At 64.6% G+C, this 19548-nt stretch carries 24 protein-coding genes; 15 read left to right on the forward strand and 9 right to left on the reverse strand.

The features are described 5' to 3' along the window. The first annotated feature begins 7 nt into the window (after nt 1–7). From R3X27_RS20220 to R3X27_RS20240, 5 genes are all read left to right on the forward strand, one after another. Complete coding sequence (locus R3X27_RS20220) at nt 8–280, forward strand: HlyU family transcriptional regulator (protein ID WP_317710702.1); 273 nt, start codon at nt 8–10, stop codon at nt 278–280. Continuing rightward, nucleotides 280–774, forward strand: coding sequence for a mismatch-specific DNA-glycosylase (locus tag R3X27_RS20225; RefSeq protein WP_317710703.1), 495 nt, complete (start codon nt 280–282; stop codon nt 772–774). Before R3X27_RS20220 ends, R3X27_RS20225 begins: the two co-directional genes overlap by 1 nt. Before the next feature lie 79 nt (nt 775–853). Next, nucleotides 854–1288: a hypothetical protein gene (locus R3X27_RS20230; RefSeq protein WP_317710704.1), complete on the forward strand. Its 435-nt coding sequence runs from the start codon at nt 854–856 to the stop codon at nt 1286–1288. Between the two features lie 223 nt (nt 1289–1511). Beyond that, nucleotides 1512–1928 (forward strand): secondary thiamine-phosphate synthase enzyme YjbQ, encoded by a 417-nt coding sequence (locus R3X27_RS20235; protein ID WP_317710705.1) that lies wholly within the window; start codon nt 1512–1514, stop codon nt 1926–1928. A gap of 180 nt (nt 1929–2108) precedes the next feature. After that, nucleotides 2109–3176, forward strand: coding sequence for a Hint domain-containing protein (locus R3X27_RS20240; RefSeq protein ID WP_317710706.1), 1068 nt, complete (start codon nt 2109–2111; stop codon nt 3174–3176). Between the two features lie 6 nt (nt 3177–3182). On the opposite strand, the gene R3X27_RS20245 is transcribed toward R3X27_RS20240, so the two are convergent. After that, a complete protein-coding gene (locus R3X27_RS20245) occupies nt 3183–4643 on the reverse strand; it encodes a LysM peptidoglycan-binding domain-containing protein (protein WP_317710707.1) in 1461 nt (486 codons plus the stop codon). A 105-nt stretch (nt 4644–4748) separates the two neighbouring features. On the opposite strand from R3X27_RS20245, the gene R3X27_RS20250 reads away from it, so the two are divergent. After that, the gene (locus R3X27_RS20250) at nt 4749–5315 is read left to right on the forward strand and encodes a TIGR00730 family Rossman fold protein (protein ID WP_317710708.1); all 567 of its coding nucleotides are present in this window, start codon (nt 4749–4751) and stop codon (nt 5313–5315) included. On the opposite strand, the gene rarD is transcribed toward R3X27_RS20250, so the two are convergent. From rarD to R3X27_RS20275, 5 genes are all read right to left on the reverse strand, one after another. After that, a complete protein-coding gene (rarD, locus tag R3X27_RS20255) occupies nt 5246–6157 on the reverse strand; it encodes an EamA family transporter RarD (protein ID WP_317710709.1) in 912 nt (303 codons plus the stop codon). The genes R3X27_RS20250 and rarD overlap by 70 nt on opposite strands. Before the next feature lie 195 nt (nt 6158–6352). Then, nucleotides 6353–7099: an ABC transporter ATP-binding protein gene (locus R3X27_RS20260; RefSeq protein ID WP_317710710.1), complete on the reverse strand. Its 747-nt coding sequence runs from the start codon at nt 7097–7099 to the stop codon at nt 6353–6355. Then, nucleotides 7096–7884: an ABC transporter permease gene (locus tag R3X27_RS20265; RefSeq protein ID WP_317710711.1), complete on the reverse strand. Its 789-nt coding sequence runs from the start codon at nt 7882–7884 to the stop codon at nt 7096–7098. The genes R3X27_RS20260 and R3X27_RS20265 overlap by 4 nt, the downstream gene beginning before the upstream one ends. Further along, the gene (alr, locus tag R3X27_RS20270) at nt 7881–8930 is read right to left on the reverse strand and encodes an alanine racemase (RefSeq protein ID WP_317710712.1); all 1050 of its coding nucleotides are present in this window, start codon (nt 8928–8930) and stop codon (nt 7881–7883) included. The genes R3X27_RS20265 and alr overlap by 4 nt, the downstream gene beginning before the upstream one ends. 426 nt (nt 8931–9356) lie before the next feature. After that, nucleotides 9357–9713 carry a VOC family protein gene (locus R3X27_RS20275; RefSeq protein WP_317710713.1) on the reverse strand — a complete coding sequence of 119 codons (357 nt, stop codon included), beginning with the start codon at nt 9711–9713 and terminating at the stop codon, nt 9357–9359. Nucleotides 9714–9870: 157 nt separating this feature from the next. On the opposite strand from R3X27_RS20275, the gene R3X27_RS20280 reads away from it, so the two are divergent. Both R3X27_RS20280 and R3X27_RS20285 read left to right on the forward strand, forming a co-directional pair. Further along, nucleotides 9871–10569 carry a helix-turn-helix transcriptional regulator gene (locus R3X27_RS20280; RefSeq protein WP_317710714.1) on the forward strand — a complete coding sequence of 233 codons (699 nt, stop codon included), beginning with the start codon at nt 9871–9873 and terminating at the stop codon, nt 10567–10569. Between the two features lie 197 nt (nt 10570–10766). Further along, entirely contained in the window at nt 10767–11816 is a 1050-nt protein-coding gene (locus tag R3X27_RS20285; RefSeq protein ID WP_317710715.1) for a Gfo/Idh/MocA family oxidoreductase, read from the forward strand. 1 nt (nt 11817) lies between these two features. On the opposite strand, the gene R3X27_RS20290 is transcribed toward R3X27_RS20285, so the two are convergent. Both R3X27_RS20290 and R3X27_RS20295 read right to left on the reverse strand, forming a co-directional pair. Beyond that, complete coding sequence (locus R3X27_RS20290) at nt 11818–13335, reverse strand: replicative DNA helicase (protein WP_411572517.1); 1518 nt, start codon at nt 13333–13335, stop codon at nt 11818–11820. A gap of 209 nt (nt 13336–13544) precedes the next feature. After that, nucleotides 13545–14222: an orotate phosphoribosyltransferase gene (locus R3X27_RS20295; RefSeq protein ID WP_317710716.1), complete on the reverse strand. Its 678-nt coding sequence runs from the start codon at nt 14220–14222 to the stop codon at nt 13545–13547. A 107-nt stretch (nt 14223–14329) separates the two neighbouring features. Here R3X27_RS20295 and R3X27_RS20300 point away from each other — a divergent pair, with 107 nt between their 5' ends. Then, nucleotides 14330–15145, forward strand: coding sequence for an alpha/beta hydrolase (locus R3X27_RS20300; protein ID WP_317710717.1), 816 nt, complete (start codon nt 14330–14332; stop codon nt 15143–15145). Here R3X27_RS20300 and pyrC read toward each other — a convergent pair. Then, entirely contained in the window at nt 15142–16182 is a 1041-nt protein-coding gene (gene pyrC / locus R3X27_RS20305; protein ID WP_317710718.1) for a dihydroorotase, read from the reverse strand. The genes R3X27_RS20300 and pyrC overlap by 4 nt on opposite strands. A 185-nt stretch (nt 16183–16367) precedes the next feature. Here pyrC and R3X27_RS20310 point away from each other — a divergent pair, with 185 nt between their 5' ends. From R3X27_RS20310 to R3X27_RS20335, 6 genes are all read left to right on the forward strand, one after another. Further along, nucleotides 16368–17195 carry an urease accessory protein UreD gene (locus R3X27_RS20310; protein WP_317710719.1) on the forward strand — a complete coding sequence of 276 codons (828 nt, stop codon included), beginning with the start codon at nt 16368–16370 and terminating at the stop codon, nt 17193–17195. Nucleotides 17196–17203: 8 nt separating this feature from the next. Further along, on the forward strand, nt 17204–17506 hold the full coding sequence (locus R3X27_RS20315; protein ID WP_317710720.1) for an urease subunit gamma: 303 nt from the start codon (nt 17204–17206) through the stop codon (nt 17504–17506). Between the two features lie 11 nt (nt 17507–17517). Continuing rightward, a complete protein-coding gene (locus R3X27_RS20320; RefSeq protein WP_317710721.1) occupies nt 17518–17964 on the forward strand; it encodes a hypothetical protein in 447 nt (148 codons plus the stop codon). Next, entirely contained in the window at nt 17961–18266 is a 306-nt protein-coding gene (locus R3X27_RS20325) for an urease subunit beta (protein ID WP_317710722.1), read from the forward strand. The genes R3X27_RS20320 and R3X27_RS20325 overlap by 4 nt, the downstream gene beginning before the upstream one ends. A gap of 64 nt (nt 18267–18330) precedes the next feature. Then, the gene (locus tag R3X27_RS20330; protein ID WP_317710723.1) at nt 18331–19002 is read left to right on the forward strand and encodes a hypothetical protein; all 672 of its coding nucleotides are present in this window, start codon (nt 18331–18333) and stop codon (nt 19000–19002) included. A gap of 208 nt (nt 19003–19210) precedes the next feature. Then, complete coding sequence (locus tag R3X27_RS20335; RefSeq protein ID WP_317710724.1) at nt 19211–19531, forward strand: hypothetical protein; 321 nt, start codon at nt 19211–19213, stop codon at nt 19529–19531. Nucleotides 19532–19548 lie beyond the last annotated feature (17 nt).

Here is a 19548-nt window from a genome sequence, read left to right on the forward strand (position 1 = left end):
GGGAGCAATGTCGATACTGTCTCGTCTCTTCGGTGGCGGCGGCGGAAAACCTGCTGCCGAGCCGGAAATCTACAAGGGGTTCAACGTCTTCCCCGAGCCGATCAAGGAGGCTGGCGGCTACCGAGTCGCGGCCCGGATCGAGAAGGAGATCGACGGCGAAGTGAAGACCCACCAGCTGATCCGCGCCGATGTCTGCCAGTCGGAGACGGATGCGCAGGAGATCTCGGCCAACAAGGCGAAGATCCTGATCGACGAGAAGGGCGATGGTGTGTTCGGCTGATGCCGGTCCTGCCCGACTATCTCGCGCCAGATCTCGACATTGTATTCTGCGGCATGGCCGCCGGTCCCAGATCGGCGGCCATTGGTCATTATTACGCCGGGCGGGGAAACCGTTTCTGGGCCATCCTGCAGGAGACGGGGCTGACCCCGAAGCGGTTGGCGCCCGAAGAGGACGCCCGGGTGCTGGAATACGGTCTCGGGTTGACCGATCTTGCCAAGGAGGCTTCCGGCGTCGATGGCGACCTCGCGCCGACGGCGTTCGATCCGGATCGGCTGCGGTGCGTCCTTGATCTCTGGCAGCCGTATCGGCTCGCCTTCACGGGGCGAACATCGGCCCGTATTGCCCTGGGGTTGAAGAGAAACCCACCGCCAGGTGTTTGCTATCCAACGGGCCTGCCGCCGGTCTGGGTGCTGCCATCGACCTCTGGTGCAGCGATCCGATATTGGGATCCCGCACCTTGGCGGGAGTTGGCCGAGGATGTCGCGGCAACGTGACCAGCCCGGTTTGGTGCGGGGTGAGAGCTGGTATAGGATAGGTGGAGATAGGCGGTCCCACGGAACATGAGGGTGCAGGATGCGAAAGAGTATGACGGTTGGAACGGCGCTTCTGGCACTGCTTGTCATGGGCCATGCGGTCCCGGCGCAAGAGGCGGTGATCCGCGCGGCACCGGAGGGGCTTCAGGCCGTCGGAACGGCGCAATCCTTCGAAATCCTGACCCGGGCGGGCGCGGGAAAGGCGGAGTATTTCTGTTCCGCCGGACGTTTTGCCACTCTCAAGCTCGGTGCAAGAAAGACGGACCGCCTCGTGGTCACGGCTGTCCGTGTCCCGAGCCGTTACCGCGAGAACCGGCTTGCCGTCGTTTTCGCGGTCAATGGGCCTGAGGCGTCGGAGAAACCGCTGGAGGATACGCTGCGGGTGGGCGGTCCGCGGGTTGGCCAGTCTGCCTCCGTGGGCCATTCGGAGGCGTTGTGCAGTGTCGAGAAGGGCTCTTCCGGGCAACTGAACTAAAGGCGCGACGCGAGTATCTGCGGATTTCTGAGGCGCGACCTGTGTTCTGGCCATTTCGTATTCTAGTGGACGATGCCGAAAACTGCGCCAACGCCGTTGAAGATGGGAATCGTGGTCTTTTGCGCCGCCAGGCGAGAGGATATGCAGACCCGGGTGCCGGTCATTCCATGGCCGTCCGCGCCAACAGCCTGAAACACTTCATGCAACGGGGATTGGTCTGACAATGCAACGGATGCTCGACGTCGATACGAGGGGGCAGGGACTCTACGAAGTGACGGGGCGGATCGACACCTGGTTGCGCGAGATCGGGGCGGTTGAGGGCCTGCTGACGCTACTCCTGCGCCATACGTCCGCGTCGCTCCTGATACAGGAAAACGCCGACCCAGAGGTGCAGGACGACCTGAAGGCCTTCTTCGAGCGCCTGGTGCCGCCAGCGACAGATCCGTCCATGGCCTATCTGCGCCACACCTATGAGGGCCCGGATGACATGCCGGCGCATATCAAGGCAGCACTCCTGCCAGTCAGCCTGTCCGTGCCTGTCTGGGATGGGCGCATGCGGCTCGGCACCTGGCAGGGGGTCTATCTCTTCGAGCATCGTACCCGACCGCATCGCCGCCAGATCGCCATGCATTTCGCCTGATCCGGGCGCTCGACGCCTTTCGGGCATTTTTCTGCTGTGAAACGCCCCCCGCCAAGACGACGGGCTCGTCGATCCGAGCAACGGATCATGCGCGCGGCCTCAGGCCAGGACTCTTTCGCGCGCACGCATTCCATGCTACGCCTTTGGCACAAGATCAGAACAAAAGAGCAGGCTACAGAAATGGGTACGGGTGTAACCGGCACCTTCGTCATCCGTTGGACACAGATCATCCTTGACGACCTCCCCGGGGGCGATCCGGAGGATCTGCGTCCGGGCGCGACTTGGCGTTGGACCGGTCGGGCGATGCGGGTCGATGGTCCCGATGGGATCGCGCGTCTGGGCGCGGGCGTTGAGGCGCAGGAACTGCACCGGCGCGCCGCCCGCAAGGCGCGACAGCTCTGCGGACAGGTGATGCACATGCCGGATCGGGATATGCTCGAGCTTGAGGAAGACCAGCTCCTGGATCGCGGCTTCCTGCTCACCGACGGACGCCGCGCCTTTGCCGCCAGCATCATCGAGACCGACACCGGGCGCGACCGGCTCGTGGCGTTTCTGGGCGACCTGCCACCGGGCGATACGGATCTCTGGGTGGCGCGGGTCACCACCACGTCGCGCGCCGAGGCACGGGCGCGGATGGCACCGACGGGTGGCGTGATCTGCTTCGCCGCTGGCACGCCGATCGCGACGCCCAAGGGGCGAGTTTCTGTCGAGGCCCTGCAGCCGGGCGACCTTGTTGAGACCCGCGATGACGGGCCGCAACCGATCCTCTGGGTCGGATCCCGCAAGATCTCCGGAGCGCGGCTGCATCTTGAACCGCACCTGCGCCCGATCCGCATTGTGGCAGACGCGTTCGGCGCGGCGCGGCCAGAGCCGGACCTTCTGGTTTCGCGCGGGCACCGCTTGCTCATGGCCGGACGCGGGCCGCGTGCGCTTTTTGCCGAGAGGGAGGTGCTGGTGCGGGCCGAAGATCTGTTGGGGCGTCCGGGTGTTTCCGAGGATCTCGACGTAACACAGGTGACCTATGTGCACCTGATGCTGGACCGCCATCAGGTCCTTACCGCGGCCGGGATGCCCTGCGAAAGCTTCCACCCGGACGAGGCGGATCTCTTTGCACTTGCACCGACGGACCGCGCGGTTCTCGAGCGGCAGCATCCGAGTGTCTTTATCGATCCCGCCGCCTATGGGCCGCCTGTCCGGCGCCGTCTTGGGCTGGGCGAGGCCGCCATCCTGTCCGCGTCTCCGAACTGATCCGGCCTAGTTCGCGCTGTCGGCGTCGCCGTCAGGCAGCTCGAAAACCTGTCCGGGATAGATCAGGTCGGGATCGCGGATCTGGCTGCGATTGGCCTCGAAGATCTGGATGTAGTCGTAGCCGTCGCCATAGCGCTCCGAGGCGATGCCCCAGAGCGTGTAGCCCGGCTGGACCGTGATAAGGGCAGCCGATACCTCGCCGGGTGTCGCGTCGTGCGGCCCGATGCGGGCCAGCTCGCTTGGATCCTCGCGCTTGAACGGCGTTTCGAACCGCGCAACCACCTGCCCGCTCTCGTCGAGCTGGTCGACCCGCAGCGTGTAGACACCGGGGCGGACGGACGGCAAGCCCATCCTCCAGTTTCCATCGGACCCGACCTGGGAGGTCTCGACCGGCTTGTTGTCGAGATAGACCCGTACGCGATCATCTTGTGACGGCGAGGCGGCAGCGCGCCCGGAGAGCGAGACGCTGCCATCGCCGGCATAGGAAATCACATCAACGACGACTCGGTTCTCAAGCCGCTCGCGCGGGGCGGCTGCGGGCTGCAGCAGCTCGACGCCGTCACGGCCGGCCAGCAGCACTGTTGGCGTCACTTCAGCGGGCCGGTCCGTCTTGAGGGTCGGCTCGTCCGCAACCTCTTCGACCGGGCGTTCGGGGGCCTGCGCTAGGACTTCAGCGTTGTCCGCTGGGGCTTCCGGTTCGTCTTCTTCGGGCTCAAGCGACGCGATCTCTGGAGAGTCCTCGGCGGCCGTCGGTTCTTCCTCCGCCGGGTCCGCCGGGATGTCCGGTTGTGCCGAGGGCTCCGTTTCTGCCACGACAGGCGCATCGCTGATGTCCGTTTCGTCCGGCGTTTCTTCCGGCAGGGACGCCACGAGGGGCTCGGATGGCGGCGGCGCGGGCGGGGTCAGGACGATGCTCTCTTCGGAGCGATGTTCGGTGCCGTCCTCGTCCACGGCCACGAGATAGAGCACCCGGGCCTCGGCACTTGGCGGCAGCTCGAGCAGCATGGCGAAATCGCCTGAGCCATTGACCTGAGTGGTGCCAAGAACTGTGCCGTCCTCTTCCAGCCGCAGCGCGAACCCGGCCGGGCCGGAGCCGGCGATGACGGCCTGACCGTCTGCTTCAAGCCGGACATCGCCAAAGCGGGGAAGCGCGACCGGTGGCACGACCGGTTTGGCCTGCGTGTCCGGCGCCGGTTTCGGTTCAGGCGCAGCGTCGGTCTGCGTTTCGGGGGCAGCGTCGGTCTGTGTTTCTGGGGCGGGAACGTGCGGCTTGGTCTCGTCCGCAGCGGTGCGCGCTTCCGAGGGCTGTGCGAGCTTGGTTTCCTCGACGCTCGCTGCAGGGACGGCGGGCTCCGGAGCTCCGACGAAATAGGTATAAATGCCAGCCATGCCAGCAAGTATGACGATTCCGGCGCCAACACCGGTAGCGACGCTGCCGGCACTGCCGAAATGGCCTTTTCCGATCATTGTCGTTCTTTCCAAGACATCCCGGTCTCTCCCTGCGCGGCTTGAGCCCCAATGGCAAGCCCGCTATCACCGGAGCACGAGAGCTAGCGTCAGGGATATGCAGCAATGTCACAAAACTTTTCCATTTGCGTTTATTGCGGCTCCCGGGACGGGGTCGAACCGGCTTATGCGGAGGCTGCGGAGGCGCTTGGCGCGGCAATTGCTGCCGAGGGCTGGCGGCTCGTTTATGGCGCGGGGGATATCGGGCTGATGGGGCGTGTGGCGCGCGCGGCACAGGCCGGGGGCGGCGAGACATTCGGTGTCATCCCGATCCATCTCTTCGACCGCGAGGTCGGCAAGCGGGACCTGACAAGTTTCATCGTCACCGAGACGATGCATGAGCGCAAGAAGGTCATGTTCATGAATGCCGATGCCATCGTTGTACTGCCCGGCGGCGCTGGCTCGCTGGACGAGTTCTTCGAGGCGGTGACCTGGGCGCAGCTCGGCTTGCATTCCAAGCCGATCCTGTTGCTCGACACCGGCAATTACTGGGCACCGCTCAACGCGCTGATGGAGCATGTGGTCGCGCAGGGCTTTGCCGAAGCGAGCCTGCTCGATTTCGTTCAGACCGTTCCGGATCTCTCCGCGTTGATGGAACGCCTGCGCGCGGCGCGGTCCGAGAGCAGTGCCTGAGCGGAGTAGAGGCCGAGCGCGGCCCAGATCAGCCCGAAGGTGATCGCGTGCCACTGGGTGAAGGGTTCGCCGAAGACCAATGCGGCGCAGAGGAACTGTAGCGTCGGGTTGAGATATTGCAGCAGCCCGACCGTCGCCAGCCGCACTTTGCGCGTGGCATAGGAGAAGAGGATCAGCGGGCCGGCCGTTATCGGACCTGAGAGCGCGAGCAGGGTCTGGCTCTGCCAGTCGAGCGCCTGTGCGCCGCCCGCCGCGCCGCTGCCGATCCAGCCGAGCCAGACAATCGCGAGCGGGGCGAGCAAGAGAACCTCCGCCGTAACCGAGATGATGGCGCCGCTGCGGAGCTGTTTCTTGATCAGCCCGTAGAGGCCGAAGGTGGTTGCCAGCGTCAGCGCGACCAGCGGCACGAGCCCGAGCCCCAGCGTCAGAACCAGCACACCCGTCGCGGCCAGGGCGACGGCAAACCACTGCAAGGCACCGAGACGCTCGCCGAAGAACAGGGCGCCAAAGAGGACGGCGACAAGTGGGAAGATATAATAGCCGAGTGAGGCCTCCATGGCGCGCCCGACCTGGATCGACCAGATATAGAAGCCCCAATTGGTCGAGATCAGCAGCGCTGCGAGGGCTGCGATTGGCCAGCGTCGACCGAGGAAGCTCCAGAGCTGGCCGGTTTGCCGCTGCAGGATCAGCACGACGCCGAAGACACCAAGAGACCAGAGCGTTCGGTAGGACAGCACCTCCAGCGGCGGCACATGGGCCAGCTGCTTGTAAAAGAGCGGCGAGAGGCCCCAGATCGTGCAGGCGGCCAGCATGGCCAGGATACCGCGTTGCGTGTCGGACATGGTCTTCCCCTTCCGTTTCCCTCGATCACGGCGCGCGGGCGGTTGCAAGGGGGCGGGGCGTGCTTTGTTGTCGGAAGGACGGGGATGCTCGGAAAGCGGGCTGCGTGCCGAATTGCGAGCTTGCGGTGAGTCCGAGTTCAGAATGGCGCGGAGACACGCCGAATGCGCGGTGTTCAGGAACCGAAGACTTTGACCTTATCGAACAGCCGCGATCGGGCCGTCGGCCTTCCCATGAATGAACTGCTGAACGTAAGGATCTGAGCAAGCGTCCATTTCCGAAACCGTTCCGGACCACTTGATCACGCCGTCATGCAACATTGCGACATCATCGGCAATTGCGCGCACGGAGGTCATGTCATGGGTGATGGTCATCGCCGTCGCGCCCATCTCGACCACGATCTCGCGGATCAGCTCGTTGATGACGCCCGCCATGATCGGGTCCAGCCCGGTCGTGGGCTCGTCGAAGAAGATCACTTCGGGGTCGGCGGCGATGGCGCGGGCCAGGCCCACGCGTTTCTGCATGCCGCCAGACAACTCCGCCGGAAAGAGATCCGCCGTCTCCGGCACCAGCCCGACGCGGCGCAGCTTCTCGATGGCGATCTCGCGCGCCTGAGCCTTGGGCAGCTTCTGCCGGCCGCGCAACAGACGGAAGGCGACATTCTGCCAAACGGTGAGGCTGTCGAAAAGCGCGGCCCCCTGGAAGAGCATGCCGAACCGGGCGAGGAACGCGTCCCGGTCGCCGCTCTCGACCGGCTGGCCGTCCAGCGTGATCGTGCCCTTGTCCGGGTGAACCAGGCCGAGGATGCATTTTAGGGTGACGGATTTGCCGGTGCCGGAGCCGCCGATGATGACCATCGACTCGCCCTTGGGCACCTCCAGCGTCACGCCGCGAAGCACCTGCTTCGCTCCGAAGGATTTATGGACGTTTTCGAGCTGGATCATGCCGAGAAGAAGAGCTCCGTGAGAAGGTAGTTGGAGCCCAGGATGAGCACCGAGGCCGAGACCACCGCGAGCTTGGTCGCCTTGCCGACGCCCTGTGCGCCGCGCCCGGAATTCATGCCATAGAAGCAGCCCATAAGTGCCACGAGGAAACCGAAGACGGCGCCCTTGGCGACCCCGGACATGACGTCCGAAACTTCTAGAAAGTCGATCGTGTTCTGCAGATAGGCGGCGGAATTGAAGTCCAGCCGGTTCACGCCGACGAACCAGCCGCCCATGATGCCGATGCTGTCGCCCACGGCCACGAGGACCGGAACGGTCAGCGTCGCGGCGAGGACGCGCGGGACGGCGAGATACTTGATCGGGTTGGTCGAGAGGGTGACCAGAGCGTCAATCTGTTCGGTGACCTTCATCGTGCCGATCTCGGCGGCGATGGAGGAGGCGACGCGGGCGGCGACCATGAGGCCGCCGAGCACGGGGCCGAGCTCGCGCGCCATGCCGATGGCGACGATGGAGGGCACGGCGGCCTCGGCCGAGAAGCGCGAGGAGCCGTCATAGATCTGCAGTGCAAGCGCGCCGCCGGTGAAGAGCGCGGTCAGCCCGACCACGGGCAGCGAGTACCAGCCGATGGTCATCACGGCATGCAGGAATTCGCGCGGATACCAGGGGGGGCGGAAGATATGGCTGATCACGGCGGCGGCAAAGAGCACCATGCGCCCGATGCTTGCGAGACCAGCGAGAACGGGCCGGCCGATGGCGGCGAGTGGGCGCGTGATCGCGGCGCTCACGCCAGACCGCCGATGGTCTTGCGCTCGTACCTCGCACCGAGCGAGGTCAGGACCTCGTACCCGATGGTCCCGGCGGTCGTGGCGACATCGTCCACGCCCTGCTCGGCGCAGAGGATGTCCAACGAGGGCGGGATCTCGGAGAGGGCGGAGATGTCGACGGTGATCAGGTCCATCGAGACGCGACCGACGATGGGGCAGGCGACGCCGTCATGCCAGAGGCTGCCCTTGCCGGAGATCGCCCGAAGCAGCCCATCCGCATAACCGCCAGCGACGGTGGCGATGAGGCGTTCTTCGGGGGCGGTCCAGGTGGCGTTGTAGCCGACCACCTCGCCGGGAGCGACAAGCCGGGTCTGGATGATGGGCAGCGAGACATGGGCGACGGGTTTCGCGTTGGCGAAGGGCATGCCGCCATAGAGGCCGATGCCGGGGCGGGTCAGGTCAAAGTGATATTGCGGCCCGAGCAGGGTGCCGCCGGTGGCCGAGAGCGACCGGCGAATGTCGGTGCCGTCGGTCATTTCGAGGAACTGGCGCAGCTGGTCGGCGCTCTGGGGCGAGTCCGGCGCGTCGGCGCTGGCCAGGTGGCTCATGATCAGGCGCGGCGCCTGGCTCAGGGCCAACTCGCGCACGGCCGCCCATTCGGCGGGTTCGAGGCCAAGCCGGTTCATGCCGGTGTCGAGCTGCAATCCGAAGGGGGCGCCGGGAAGCGCTTCGAAATGGCGGGTCAACTGGTTGATCGAGTTGAGCATGGGGATCAGGTCGAGATCGTGGATCATGTCCGTGTCGCCGGCCATATGCCCGCCGAAGACATAGATCTCTGCGCTGCGCCCAAGCGCCTCGCGCACGGCCGCGCCTTCCTCTGCCACGGCCACGAAAAAGGTTCGTGCCCCGGCCCGGGCCAGCACCCGCGCCACCCGCGCGGCGCCGAGCCCATAGCCATCGGCCTTGACCACCGCGCCGGTTTCCACGGACGCGTCGGATTTCGAGTTCAGCGCCTGCCAGTTTGCGGCAATCGCGTCGAGATCAATCGTGAGAGTACCAGTCGCCATGGAGCGGTTGTGCCAAACCGGCGGGCAAGGTCAAGGGGAAAGAGAGGGTCGGGGGCGGATGCAGGCCCTTTGCGAGATGTGCTGTAGGGGTGGACGGATAGCCCGGAGAAACATGTTGAATAGGGCCGCGTCCTCCGCGCTTAATCCTGCAAAGGCGGCCAGCGCGAGGAGAGGCGCCCCTTTCTCGAGATTTCGCCGATGTCCGGAATGTTCGAAAAACCGTCACCGTCCCGAGCGAAACTTCTGGTCACGACGCATCGACATTTCCCGTGTGCAACATCACTCGCCGACCCAGAAGCCGCCATTCCAGTGGCGTCGCGGTAAACGACGCTGCGGGGTCCGCTTGACCTGATGCTGCGAGACGGACCGACGCCCGCTTCTGGAAGCATTTCATATTCGAGCGGACGTCATCTCTCATGCTGTCTCCTAGTCAGAAAAGCACAGTTTGTTGCCGTCAAGATCTCTCACATATGCGGAGAATTTCGGCCCACGCTGATTTGGCGCACCTTCGCATGTTCCGCCGAGTGAAATCGCCAACCCGTGCAGTCTTACGACGTCTTCCTTGTCGCCAACGCAAAAGCCAACCATCGTGCCATTGCCGTTGGTGGCTGGCTTTGTGTCGAAGGGTATCGCCGCTGCGAAGGCAAAGTCCTCCCCGATCCAGTAGGTCATGCGGTCGTTCGGCGAAACGGTTTGAAGGTCCGCATCCGCGAACAGTGCGTCGTAGAAGACTTTTGACGCGTCCATGTCGTTCGTTCCGACAACAAAATAGTTCATTTTCATAGGTTTCTCTCCAGCGCCTTTGGTGGGGCAATTCGCGTTTCATAAGGACGAAGATCAATTGCGGGCTCCGCCTGCCCGTCGTCATATTGATAAATATGACATTTTATGTCGTATTTGATCCATGAAGCGAACAAATGCACATGAGAGGCTGAGGCGGATGGAATTGCTCGCTGTTCAGCTCAAGCAGGACGCACATTGCACGGTCAAAGATCTTGCGCGGCAACATGGCGTCAGCACGCGTACGATTGCGCGGGATCTGTCCGTGATGCGGGAACAGGGTATGCAAATCGACGCAGATCGAGGGCGTGGTGGTGGCGTGCGTCTCGATCGGAATTGGGGCGTGGGCAGGTTGAATTTGCCTTACGCTGAAGCAGTCGATCTTCTCATCAGTATCGCGGTGGCAGAGCAAATGAGATCGCCGATATTCTTGGCGAGTCTTGGGTCCGTTCGGCGGCAGATGGTGGCTTCATTCTCTCCGGAAAAGCGTAAGCAGGTAGACCAACTGAAATCGCGCGTAATGATCGGGGTCACAGCATCAACTTATGTGCAGGCGGGCGCGAGCGCTCCGCCGAAGCGCGTCGTTCAGGCCTTGCACCAAGCCTTCATCAATCAGACGGTGTTGGAGATACGATATCAAAGAGAAGACGGCGAAACGTCCGAACGCCAGATCGCGCCTCACTATCTTCTGCTGAAATACCCGATTTGGTATGTTGTTGCATTTGATCACCTGAGGGGCGGTCCGCGCACCCTTCGTTGCGACCGGATACTCTCGGCCAGAACGACGGAGACTCCGTTCCGCTTGTTGCCAAAGGCAGAGTTCGCACCTTCGATAGCGCGGGACGATCTCTCGCTGTGATTTCACCGTGGAATCACCAAGACCGTCATCCACACGTAAAGACGCAACGGCGCTGTTGTTCGCTGATTTGCCATTGGCGAGGCCCGTCGCCGAAGTCCGTTTCTCGGGCCGCCATCCTGCGGTTGCCGGCTTTGCGCTGGCGTCCCGGGCGATCTTGCCGGATAGATGTTCGAAAAGATCATCCAGGAGCTGGAAACATGGAGAATTCGGTCAAAACGCCGCGTATCGGGGTCGCGCTCTTCGGGGCTGGCATGATCGCGAAGACCCATGTGGCCGCGCTTTCGGCTGCACAGGACGTGGCGAAACTCGAAGTGATTGTCTCCCGGCACCCTGACCGTGCGCGGTATCTCACCGAGTATTGTGACGGGCAAACGCCCAGCTTTTCGGCAGATGTTGCGGCGGTCGCCGCTTCTCCATCGATCCAGATGGCGATCGTCGCGACGCCGCCGAGCGTCCGCCGAGCGCTCATTGAGGAACTGGCGGGCGCGGGCAAGCATATCCTTCTGGAGAAGCCGGTCGGTCGGACGACGAAGGAAGCACTGGAGGTCGTCGAGATCTGCGAACGTGCGGGGGTGTCGCTCGGTGTGCTGTTCCAGCACCGGATGCGGGCGCCGGCTCTCGCGGCGGCGCGGCATGTCGCGAGCGGCGCGCTTGGCAAGCTCGGCCTGTTGGAGATCGCGGTGCCGCTGTGGCGGGAGCAGTCTTATTATGACGAGCTTGGCCGGGGTACCTATGCGCGCGATGGCGGCGGTGTGATGATCACCAACGCTATCCACTCCATCGATCTCGCGTTGAGCCTCACCGGCCCCGTGTCCAGCGTTCAGGCGATGACCGCGACGACTCCCCTGCACAAGATGGAGGCGGAGGATTTCGCCGTGGCGGGGCTGCGCTTCGCCAATGGCGCGGCCGGCTCGTTTGTCGCCTCAACCGCGATGTTCCCGCACCGGACGGAAACGATCACGCTGCATTTCGAGAACGGCTCACTGCGGATGGACAAGGACTCGCTTGAGGTGAGCTGGCGGGACGGACGCCGGCAGGTCGAAGCAAAACCCGAACCCATGCCGGAAGATTCGCCCCTGACGGGCAATCACGCCTGGCACCAGGCCGTGATCGAGGATTTCATCGAGGCCCTTCACACCGGACGCGCCCCGTGTGTTACGGGTCGCGAGGCCCTGCAATCGCACCGGTTGATCGAGGCAATCGAAACCTCTTCGCGGACCGGTCGTCCCGTCGAGATCGCGTCCTGATCTACTGATACCCGTCCTCGCCCTGCTGCCAGGGCTGGACCAGGTCGCTGAACTTGGTGAACTCGCCTTCGAAGGCCAGCGCCACATCACCGATGGGGCCGTGACGCTGCTTGCCGATGATCACATCGGCCTTGCCATGCAGCGCTTCCATGTCTTCCATCCAGCTCGCCATGCGCTCGGTATCGTTCTCGGGCGGCTTCTCGCGTTCTTTGTAATACTCGCCACGGTAGACGAACATCACCACGTCGGCGTCCTGCTCGATCGATCCCGATTCCCGCAGGTCCGAGAGCTGCGGGCGCTTGTCGTCCCGGTTCTCAACCTGGCGCGAGAGCTGGGACAGCGCGATAACCGGGATTTCGAGCTCCTTGGCCAGCGCCTTCATGCCCTGGGTGATCTCCGAGACCTCGTTGACGCGGCTGTCCTTGGCCGTGGCCGGGCGGACGAGCTGCAGGTAGTCGATGAAGAGCGCGTCCAGCCCGTGGGTCCGCTTGAGGCGCCGGGCGCGGGCGGCGAGTTGGGAGATCGGCAGCGCGGGCGTGTCGTCGATGAAGAGCGGACAGGATTCCAGCTCCTTGGCGGCGGCGACGAAGCGGCGGAACTCGTCCTCCGTCATATCGCCGCGCCGGATCTTGTGCGACGGGATGCGCGAGGCTTCCGACAGGATCCGCGAGGCGAGCTGTTCGGCCGACATTTCCAGCGAGTAGAAGCCCACGACGCCGCCATTCACCGCGCCTTCGCGCCCGTCCGGCTTCAGGCCGCGCTTGTAGACCTTGGCGATGTTGAAGGCGATGTTACAGGCCAGCGAGGTCTTGCCCATCGAGGGGCGCCCGGCAAGGATCAGAAGGTCCGAGGGGTGCAGACCGCCGAGCTTCTTGTCGAGATCTGTCAGGCCGGTCGAGATGCCCGCCATCCCGCCCTCGCGTTGATAGGCGGCATGGGCCATCTGCACGGCATCGGTCACGGCGCGCAGGAAGCTCTGGAAGCCGGTATCGGACTTGCCGGCCTCGCCCAGCTTATAGAGCGCCTGTTCGGCCTCGACGATCTGTTCGCGCGGCTCGGAGGCCACGTCGACGTTGTTTGCCTTGGCCGCGATATCCTTGCCCAGCGTCACCAGCTCGCGGCGGATGGCGAGGTCATAGATGATCTGTGCATAATCCCCGGCGGCGAAGCTCGCCACGGCGCTGCCGGCGAGATTGGCCAGATAGGCGGGCCCGCCCAGCTCCTTGAGCCCCGGATGGTCCTCCATGAAGGCCTTCAGCGTGACCGGGGTGGCTTGCAGGTTCTTGGCGATCCGGGCCTTGGCGACCTCGTAGATCTTGGCATGAACCGGATCGTAGAAATGCTCTTCGGTGATTATGGACGCGACCCTGTCAAAGACGTCGTTATTGGTCAGGATCGCGCCCAGCAGCTGCTGCTCGGCCTCGACATTATGCGGAGCTGCAAGCTCCATTGCACTGCCCGTTGTCGCCTGCGCTGCCAATTCCGGGGCGGAATCCTCCACCGTCGTCAATTCGTTCATCGCCGCACTGCCCGTTTATTTGTATTCCGTGGTCATACAGAACCGGCCGCGCGCCGGTCAAAATGTATAAGTGTGTGGAAAACCTGTGGGTGGATCGGAGCGCGGAAGGGAGCTTCATAACCCCCTGACGCGACCTGCAAGTTTTCAGGCGACCCGACCGCCCCCCCGTCGGCGGTTTCCCGCCGCGCGAGACGGTCTGTCGCGCCCGCTCAGCTCCGTGCAGCCTGCCAGGCACGCGGATCGTTGAGGAAGGACTCGACCTCGCCCAGCGTCTCCGAATCGAAGCTTTCGCGGCGCCGCGCCTCGGCCAGGACGTCATGCCAGGTGCAGAGGTGATGCAGCGCGACACCGTGATCACCGAGTGTTTTGATCGTCTCGGGGAAGATGCCGTAATAGAAGATGACGGCCGTATGGGCGCAGCTTGCGCCGGTTGCCCGGATCGCGTCGACAAAGCTCAGCTTGGAACCGCCATCGGTGGTCAGGTCCTCGATCAGCAACACCCGGTCCTGCTCGCCCATCACGCCCTCGATCCGGGCGTTGCGCCCGTAGCCCTTGGGCTTCTTGCGGACATAGGTCATCGGCAGGCCCATCCGCTCGGCGACCATCGCGGAAAAGGGGATGCCCGCCGTCTCGCCGCCGGCGATATTGGTGAAGGCCTCGAAACCCGCATCGCGCATGACCTTGGCGGTCAGGAAATCCATCAGCGTGGTGCGGATGCGCGGGTAGGAGATCAGCTTGCGGCAGTCGATATAGGTCGGCGAGGGCAGGCCGGAGGCCAGCGTGAACGGCTCGGAGGCGTTGAAATGCACCGCGCCGATTTCCAGCAGCATGCCGGCGGAAATCCGGGCCATTGTCGCGTCGTCAATATGTGTGGTGGGAATCGTCATTTCGCATCCTCTCTCGGCTTTGACAGGCGATACCGAATTGGCGTGGGGATTGCCAGATTCGACCGAGATGGTTCTATAGCCCGGAGCATTCGCCGCAGGAGAGAGATTTGGAGAGTCTGTACTACGAAGATCACGATGCGTTCCTGCGCTGGCACCGGGTCGGGCGGGGCAATGAGGTGCTGCTCTGCCTGCCGGGCCTGAGTATCCCGGCGAGCTGGACGTTTCTCGGGCTGGCCCAGCAATCGGAACTGGCAGGGCGCAGCCTCGTGATGGTGGATTATTTCGGTTCGGGCGACAGCGACCCCGCGCCGTGGTTTTCGGGCACGCTTGATGCGCAGGCCGAGGTGCTGGGTCGGCTTATGGACTACCTGTGTTGCGAGACTGTCAGCGTTGTTGGCCATTCGATGGGTGGTACGGTGGGGATTGCGCTGGCGCTGGCCCGCCCGGATGCAGTGCGGCATCTGGTGGTGGCCGAGGGCAACCTCAAGCCTGGCGGCGGGGCGGCAAGCCGCAAGATCGCCCTGATGGACAAAGAGGCGTTCGAGGCCGGCGGGCTGGCGTCGATTACCGACAAGCTGCGCAAACGAGCGATGGCGGGGGATGGTGACGCGGCCGAGTTCTATGGTGCCTGGCGGCTCGCAGACCCGAAGGCGCTGCACAGAAGTGCCCGCGCACTGGTCGACCTGCCGCTTGGTTTTGCGCATCGGTTCTTTGACTTGCCGATGCCCAAAAGCTTCGTCTATGGCGCAGAAACTTTCCCGGCCAGTCCGGAGGAGGCAACGCCGGATGCGCCGGACCCCAACTGGCTGCGCGCCAACGGAGTCGGGGTGCATGTGGTGCCGGAATCCGGGCACATGATGGTGCGACAGAACCCGGCGGGCTTTGCCGCCGCGCTTGTCGAGGCTGGTGTGCTGAGCGGTTAGCGCTTCACGTGCCAATGCACCGGGCGGGCCGGATCAAACACCACAACCGGGCCGTCATCGGTCGTCAGCGGTGCGGGGATCTGCAACGGTGTGCCCTTGATCAGCGTCATCGTCGCCTCGTTCGGGGCCATGCGGTAGAAGGCCGGGCCGTTGAGCGAGGTGAAGGCTTCGAGCTTGTCCAGCGCGCCGGCGTCGTCGAAGACCTGCGCCAGGCAGGGCATGGTCACACTCGACGAGAAGACGCCGGCGCAACCGCAGTCGGATTCCTTGGTGGCCTGGGTGTGGGGCGCCGAATCCGTACCGAGGAAGACATGTTCGAAACCGGACGTGGCAAGCTCGACCAGCGCTTCGCGATGGCTCTCGCGCTTGGCGACGGGCAGGCAGTAGTAATGCGGTTTGATCCCGCCCACGAGGATGTGGTTGCGGTTGATCATCAGGTGATGTGTGGTGATCGTCGCGCCGAGCGAGCCGTCGCTCTCCTTCACGTAGGCGCAGGCATCGGCCGTGGTGATATGCTCCATCACCACGCGCAGGCCGGGCGTGCGTTGGCGGATCGGGTCGAGCACCTCCTCGATGAAGACGGCTTCGCGGTCGAAGATGTCGATCTCGTCGCGGGTGACCTCACCATGAAAACAGAGCGGGATGCCGGCTTCGGCCATGGCGTCCAGCACGCCGCGCACCTTGTCGAAGTCGCGCACGCCGGAGGCGGAATTGGTGGTGGCGCCTGCCGGGTAGAGCTTCACGGCCGAGATCAGGCCGGAGGCATGGGCGGCGACCACATCGGCCGGGTCGGTGGATTCGGTGAGATAGAGCGTCATCAGCGGGGTGAAGTCGGCCCCGTCGGGCAGGGCGGCGAGGATGCGGTCCCGATAAGCGATCGCGTCGGCCGAGGTGACCACCGGGGGGACGAGGTTCGGCATGATGATGGCGCGGGCAAAATCGCGGGCGCTTTCGGGCAGGACGGCTTCCAGCATCGCGCCATCGCGCAGGTGCAAGTGCCAGTCATCGGGGCGGCGGAGCGTCAGGGTCTGGGTCATGATAAGAGCGGCTTAGCCCAGCAAATGCGCCAAGGCCAGAGCGCGCGGAGCCGCAATCGGCGCAATTGCTTGCCTGATTTCCGGGCATTGAGCGGAAAACTGAGCATTTCGCCGTGGAATTCATCTATGCTGCATTGCAGCATTTGTCGCTTCGCGCTAGGGTCCGGCCAACTTGCGGGGGTTCCATGTTCGACCTTGAACCGGCAGATCAGACGCTTCAGCGCGCCAAAGGGCGGGCCGAAGCGGGATTCGTCTGCCGCGATGGACGGGCCCGGCTCAAGCATTTGCACCAGTCCGGTTGCGCCAAGGCGATGCTGCCACAGGTCCCGGGCGATCCGGAGGTCGTGTTTCTCAACACGGCGGGCGGGCTGACAAGTGGCGACCGGCTGTCCTATCGGCTCGACGTGCCGGCTGGTGTCCGCGTGACCGGGACGACTCAAACGGCCGAGCGCGCCTATGAGGCAAATGCCGGGGCGGCGCGGGTGGACTGCCAGCTGACGGCCGGGGCAGGGGCCTCGCTCGACTGGCTGCCGCAGGAGACGATCCTTTTCGATCGCGCGTCTTTAGAACGGGAGACACGGATCGCGCTGGAGGGCGACGCCCGGTTGCTCTTCTGCGAGACATTGGTTTTCGGCCGGACGGCGATGGGCGAGAGCGTGGACAGGCTCTGGCTGCGAGACCGGCGCGACGTGACGCGGGACGGCAAGCCCGTCCTGGTCGACGCGGTGCGCATGAATGGAGAGAGCCTTGCGCTCGCCGGTGACCCGGCGATGCTGGGCGAGGCGCGGGCCGTGGCGCTGGTGGCGCTGGTCTGCCCCGGCGCGGAGGATGCGCTGGCGCCGATCCGGGCGCTGCTGGAGGAGGAGGACGGCGTCGACGCCGCCGCTTCCGGCTGGGACGGGCGCTGCCTTGTCCGAATGACCGCACGCGATGGCTGGCCGCTCCGGCGGCTGATGGTCAAGCTGTTGACACATATCAGGGGCACGGTGCCGCCGCGCGTCTGGCAGATCTGAGGTAAGACATGAACCTGACCCCCCGTGAAAAGGACAAGCTCCTGGTTTCGCTCGCCGCGATGGTGGCGCGGGGCCGGCTGGCGCGCGGCGTCAAGCTGAACCACCCCGAGGCGATTGCGCTGATCACCGATTTCGTGGTCGAGGGCGCGCGGGACGGCACCTCCGTGGCCGAACTGATGGAAGCCGGCGCGAAGGTGATCACGGCGGAGCAATGCATGGACGGGATCTCCGAGATGATCCACGAAGTGCAGGTCGAGGCGACCTTCCCGGACGGTACGAAGCTCGTCACCGTCCATCACCCGATCCGCTAGGAACCCACGCGATGTTCGCCTCCTTTCTCTTTGCCCTGATGGCCGGTTTCGTGACGCCATATGTGGAGCGCCCGCTGGGCGACGCGCTCGGGCGTATCGACGGCATGGCGCTCTGGCTCGGCGTTCAGGAACTGCGCGCAATCACTTTCGGGGCGATGCTGCTGCTGGCCGCACTCCTGGTCTGGCTGGTGGGGGCGGACAGTTCCGCCTTCCTGCTGGTGCTCGGCGGGCTTCTTGGGCTCTTCGGCAAGGATATTGTGGCGGTGCTGCGCGATCCGGCCGGGGCGGCGGGCAAGGATGATGACAACTGGGATGGCGAGATCGCGGCCCCCGGCACACGCCGCACCCTCGGCACTGATGGCGAGGCCGGGGCGACACGCGAAGAAGAGACATTGCGGGCGGTTCAGGAGGCGGTTCAGTCGCCGGAACCGGCCCCCGAGAAGGAGAGTGAGAAATGATCCCTGGTGAAATCATGACCGTCCCGGGCGAGATCACCCTCAACGAGGGCCGCGCGGCCATCACGCTGATGGTGGCCAATACCGGCGACCGTCCGGTGCAGGTCGGCAGTCACTACCATTTCGCCGAGACCAACTCGGCGCTGGACTTCGACCGGGAGGCCGCAAAGGGCTGCCGGCTCGACATTGCCGCGGGGACCGCGGTGCGTTTCGAACCCGGCCAGAGCCGGGAAGTGTCCCTGGTGCCGCTCGCGGGCGCGCGCCGGGTCTTTGGTTTCAATCAGGCGGTCATGGGAAAGCTCTGACGAGCGTGACAGCCGACGATCCGCCCAGTCATGGGCGGCAGATGACAATTCAGGAGTTGATGAGATGTTCCAATATATGACCCCGGTCGATTTCATGCGCACGAGTATGACGATGTGGAGCAAGACCGCCGAGCTGCAGCTCGAGATGATGCGGCTTTCGATGGGAATGGCCGATAGCTGGACCGGCGGCGCGATGACGCCGAAGCCGGAGCTGATGAAGTATTTCACGCCGACCGGCATGTCCTCCGAGACCCAGAAGGCGACCGTCGCACCCGCGCCGAAGCCGGCAGCGAAGTCGCCTGCCGCTCCGAAACCGGCTGCCAAGGCGCCGGCCCGCAAGCCGGCCCGCACCGCTGCCAAGCCGACCGCCAAGGTCGTTCCGCTGGAGACGCCGAAGCCGGCAACGAAGGACGCGAAGGACGTGGCGAAGCCGGTGGCGAAAGTCGTCAAGGAAGAGGTGAAGGCCGAGGCTCCGTCGAAGCCCGCGCCGCGTCGCCGCGCGCCGTCCAAGCCCAAGACTCCTGCGACATTGACCAAGGCCGCCGCGCCGGTCGCGGAGGTCAAGCCCGCGACCAAGCCGGCACCGCGCGCCAAACCCGCTCCGAAGGCCAAACCGGCTGAGTCGGTCCCGGCTGTCGAGGCGGTCGCGAAGCCCGCGCCGCGCCGTCGGGCGCCCGCGAAGAAACCCGTTGCGGCCAAGTCTACCCCGGCTGCGACGAAGAAGGATGACGCGTGATCGCTAACAGCGCAGATTCCGCCCTTGCGCTTCGCGGAAGAGAGATTACCTTGTGTGGCAGTCAGAAACAGCCAGACAAGGCCTCTCATGCGTCTGCTCACCCTGATCGACCGTCTCCTTGGACTGCTGGCGCCTGCGCCGCAGCCCATTCCGATCCCTGTGCGGGATCCCAAGGGGCCTCGTCGCTGAGCCACTCCCGGGGGCGCGCATGACGACGCCCGTATCCCCGACAGCCAACGAGTTTTCACGCGACCTTCTCGATACCGGGATGGAAGCGACCATGCTTGCCGTTGAGGCGAACATGGTCGTTGCCTATCGGACCGGGGCGTTTTGCGGCTTCCGGCCGATGAGCGGTGCGGAAATCCATCGGATGTTCGCCGAAAAACCGCCGGCCTTCGCCGCCGCGGCCATGGCCGCCGGGCTGACCGCTTTTGGCGGTCAGCGTCCGGATCAGGTTATCGCCGCCGCGCTGCACCCGCTTCGCACAGAAACCAACAGGAACCTTCGTCGCCTTGGCGGCGAGGCCTGAAGACCAACCGACCCGAG

The organism is Tropicimonas sp. TH_r6 (assembly GCF_033101155.1).
Lineage (GTDB): Bacteria > Pseudomonadota > Alphaproteobacteria > Rhodobacterales > Rhodobacteraceae > Tropicimonas.

What these genes read in the sequence shown, in the direction of transcription:
- R3X27_RS20325 (WP_317710722.1), top strand. Translation starts at nt 17,961, where the DNA reads ATGATCCCTGGTGAAATCATGACCGTCCCGGGCGAGATCACCCTCAAC.
- R3X27_RS20235 (WP_317710705.1), top strand. Translation starts at nt 1,512, where the DNA reads ATGCAACGGATGCTCGACGTCGATACGAGGGGGCAGGGACTCTACGAA.
- R3X27_RS20285 (WP_317710715.1), top strand. Translation starts at nt 10,767, where the DNA reads ATGGAGAATTCGGTCAAAACGCCGCGTATCGGGGTCGCGCTCTTCGGG.
- R3X27_RS20290 (WP_411572517.1), bottom strand. Translation starts at nt 13,335, where the DNA reads ATGAACGAATTGACGACGGTGGAGGATTCCGCCCCGGAATTGGCAGCG.
- pyrC (WP_317710718.1), bottom strand. Translation starts at nt 16,182, where the DNA reads ATGACCCAGACCCTGACGCTCCGCCGCCCCGATGACTGGCACTTGCAC.
- R3X27_RS20250 (WP_317710708.1), top strand. Translation starts at nt 4,749, where the DNA reads ATGTCACAAAACTTTTCCATTTGCGTTTATTGCGGCTCCCGGGACGGG.
- rarD (WP_317710709.1), bottom strand. Translation starts at nt 6,157, where the DNA reads ATGTCCGACACGCAACGCGGTATCCTGGCCATGCTGGCCGCCTGCACG.
- R3X27_RS20315 (WP_317710720.1), top strand. Translation starts at nt 17,204, where the DNA reads ATGAACCTGACCCCCCGTGAAAAGGACAAGCTCCTGGTTTCGCTCGCC.
- R3X27_RS20280 (WP_317710714.1), top strand. Translation starts at nt 9,871, where the DNA reads ATGGAATTGCTCGCTGTTCAGCTCAAGCAGGACGCACATTGCACGGTC.
- R3X27_RS20295 (WP_317710716.1), bottom strand. Translation starts at nt 14,222, where the DNA reads ATGACGATTCCCACCACACATATTGACGACGCGACAATGGCCCGGATT.
- R3X27_RS20225 (WP_317710703.1), top strand. Translation starts at nt 280, where the DNA reads ATGCCGGTCCTGCCCGACTATCTCGCGCCAGATCTCGACATTGTATTC.
- R3X27_RS20220 (WP_317710702.1), top strand. Translation starts at nt 8, where the DNA reads ATGTCGATACTGTCTCGTCTCTTCGGTGGCGGCGGCGGAAAACCTGCT.
- R3X27_RS20335 (WP_317710724.1), top strand. Translation starts at nt 19,211, where the DNA reads ATGACGACGCCCGTATCCCCGACAGCCAACGAGTTTTCACGCGACCTT.
- alr (WP_317710712.1), bottom strand. Translation starts at nt 8,930, where the DNA reads ATGGCGACTGGTACTCTCACGATTGATCTCGACGCGATTGCCGCAAAC.
- R3X27_RS20230 (WP_317710704.1), top strand. Translation starts at nt 854, where the DNA reads ATGCGAAAGAGTATGACGGTTGGAACGGCGCTTCTGGCACTGCTTGTC.
- R3X27_RS20245 (WP_317710707.1), bottom strand. Translation starts at nt 4,643, where the DNA reads ATGATCGGAAAAGGCCATTTCGGCAGTGCCGGCAGCGTCGCTACCGGT.
- R3X27_RS20330 (WP_317710723.1), top strand. Translation starts at nt 18,331, where the DNA reads ATGTTCCAATATATGACCCCGGTCGATTTCATGCGCACGAGTATGACG.
- R3X27_RS20260 (WP_317710710.1), bottom strand. Translation starts at nt 7,099, where the DNA reads ATGATCCAGCTCGAAAACGTCCATAAATCCTTCGGAGCGAAGCAGGTG.
- R3X27_RS20310 (WP_317710719.1), top strand. Translation starts at nt 16,368, where the DNA reads ATGTTCGACCTTGAACCGGCAGATCAGACGCTTCAGCGCGCCAAAGGG.
- R3X27_RS20275 (WP_317710713.1), bottom strand. Translation starts at nt 9,713, where the DNA reads ATGAAAATGAACTATTTTGTTGTCGGAACGAACGACATGGACGCGTCA.
- R3X27_RS20320 (WP_317710721.1), top strand. Translation starts at nt 17,518, where the DNA reads ATGTTCGCCTCCTTTCTCTTTGCCCTGATGGCCGGTTTCGTGACGCCA.
- R3X27_RS20240 (WP_317710706.1), top strand. Translation starts at nt 2,109, where the DNA reads ATGGGTACGGGTGTAACCGGCACCTTCGTCATCCGTTGGACACAGATC.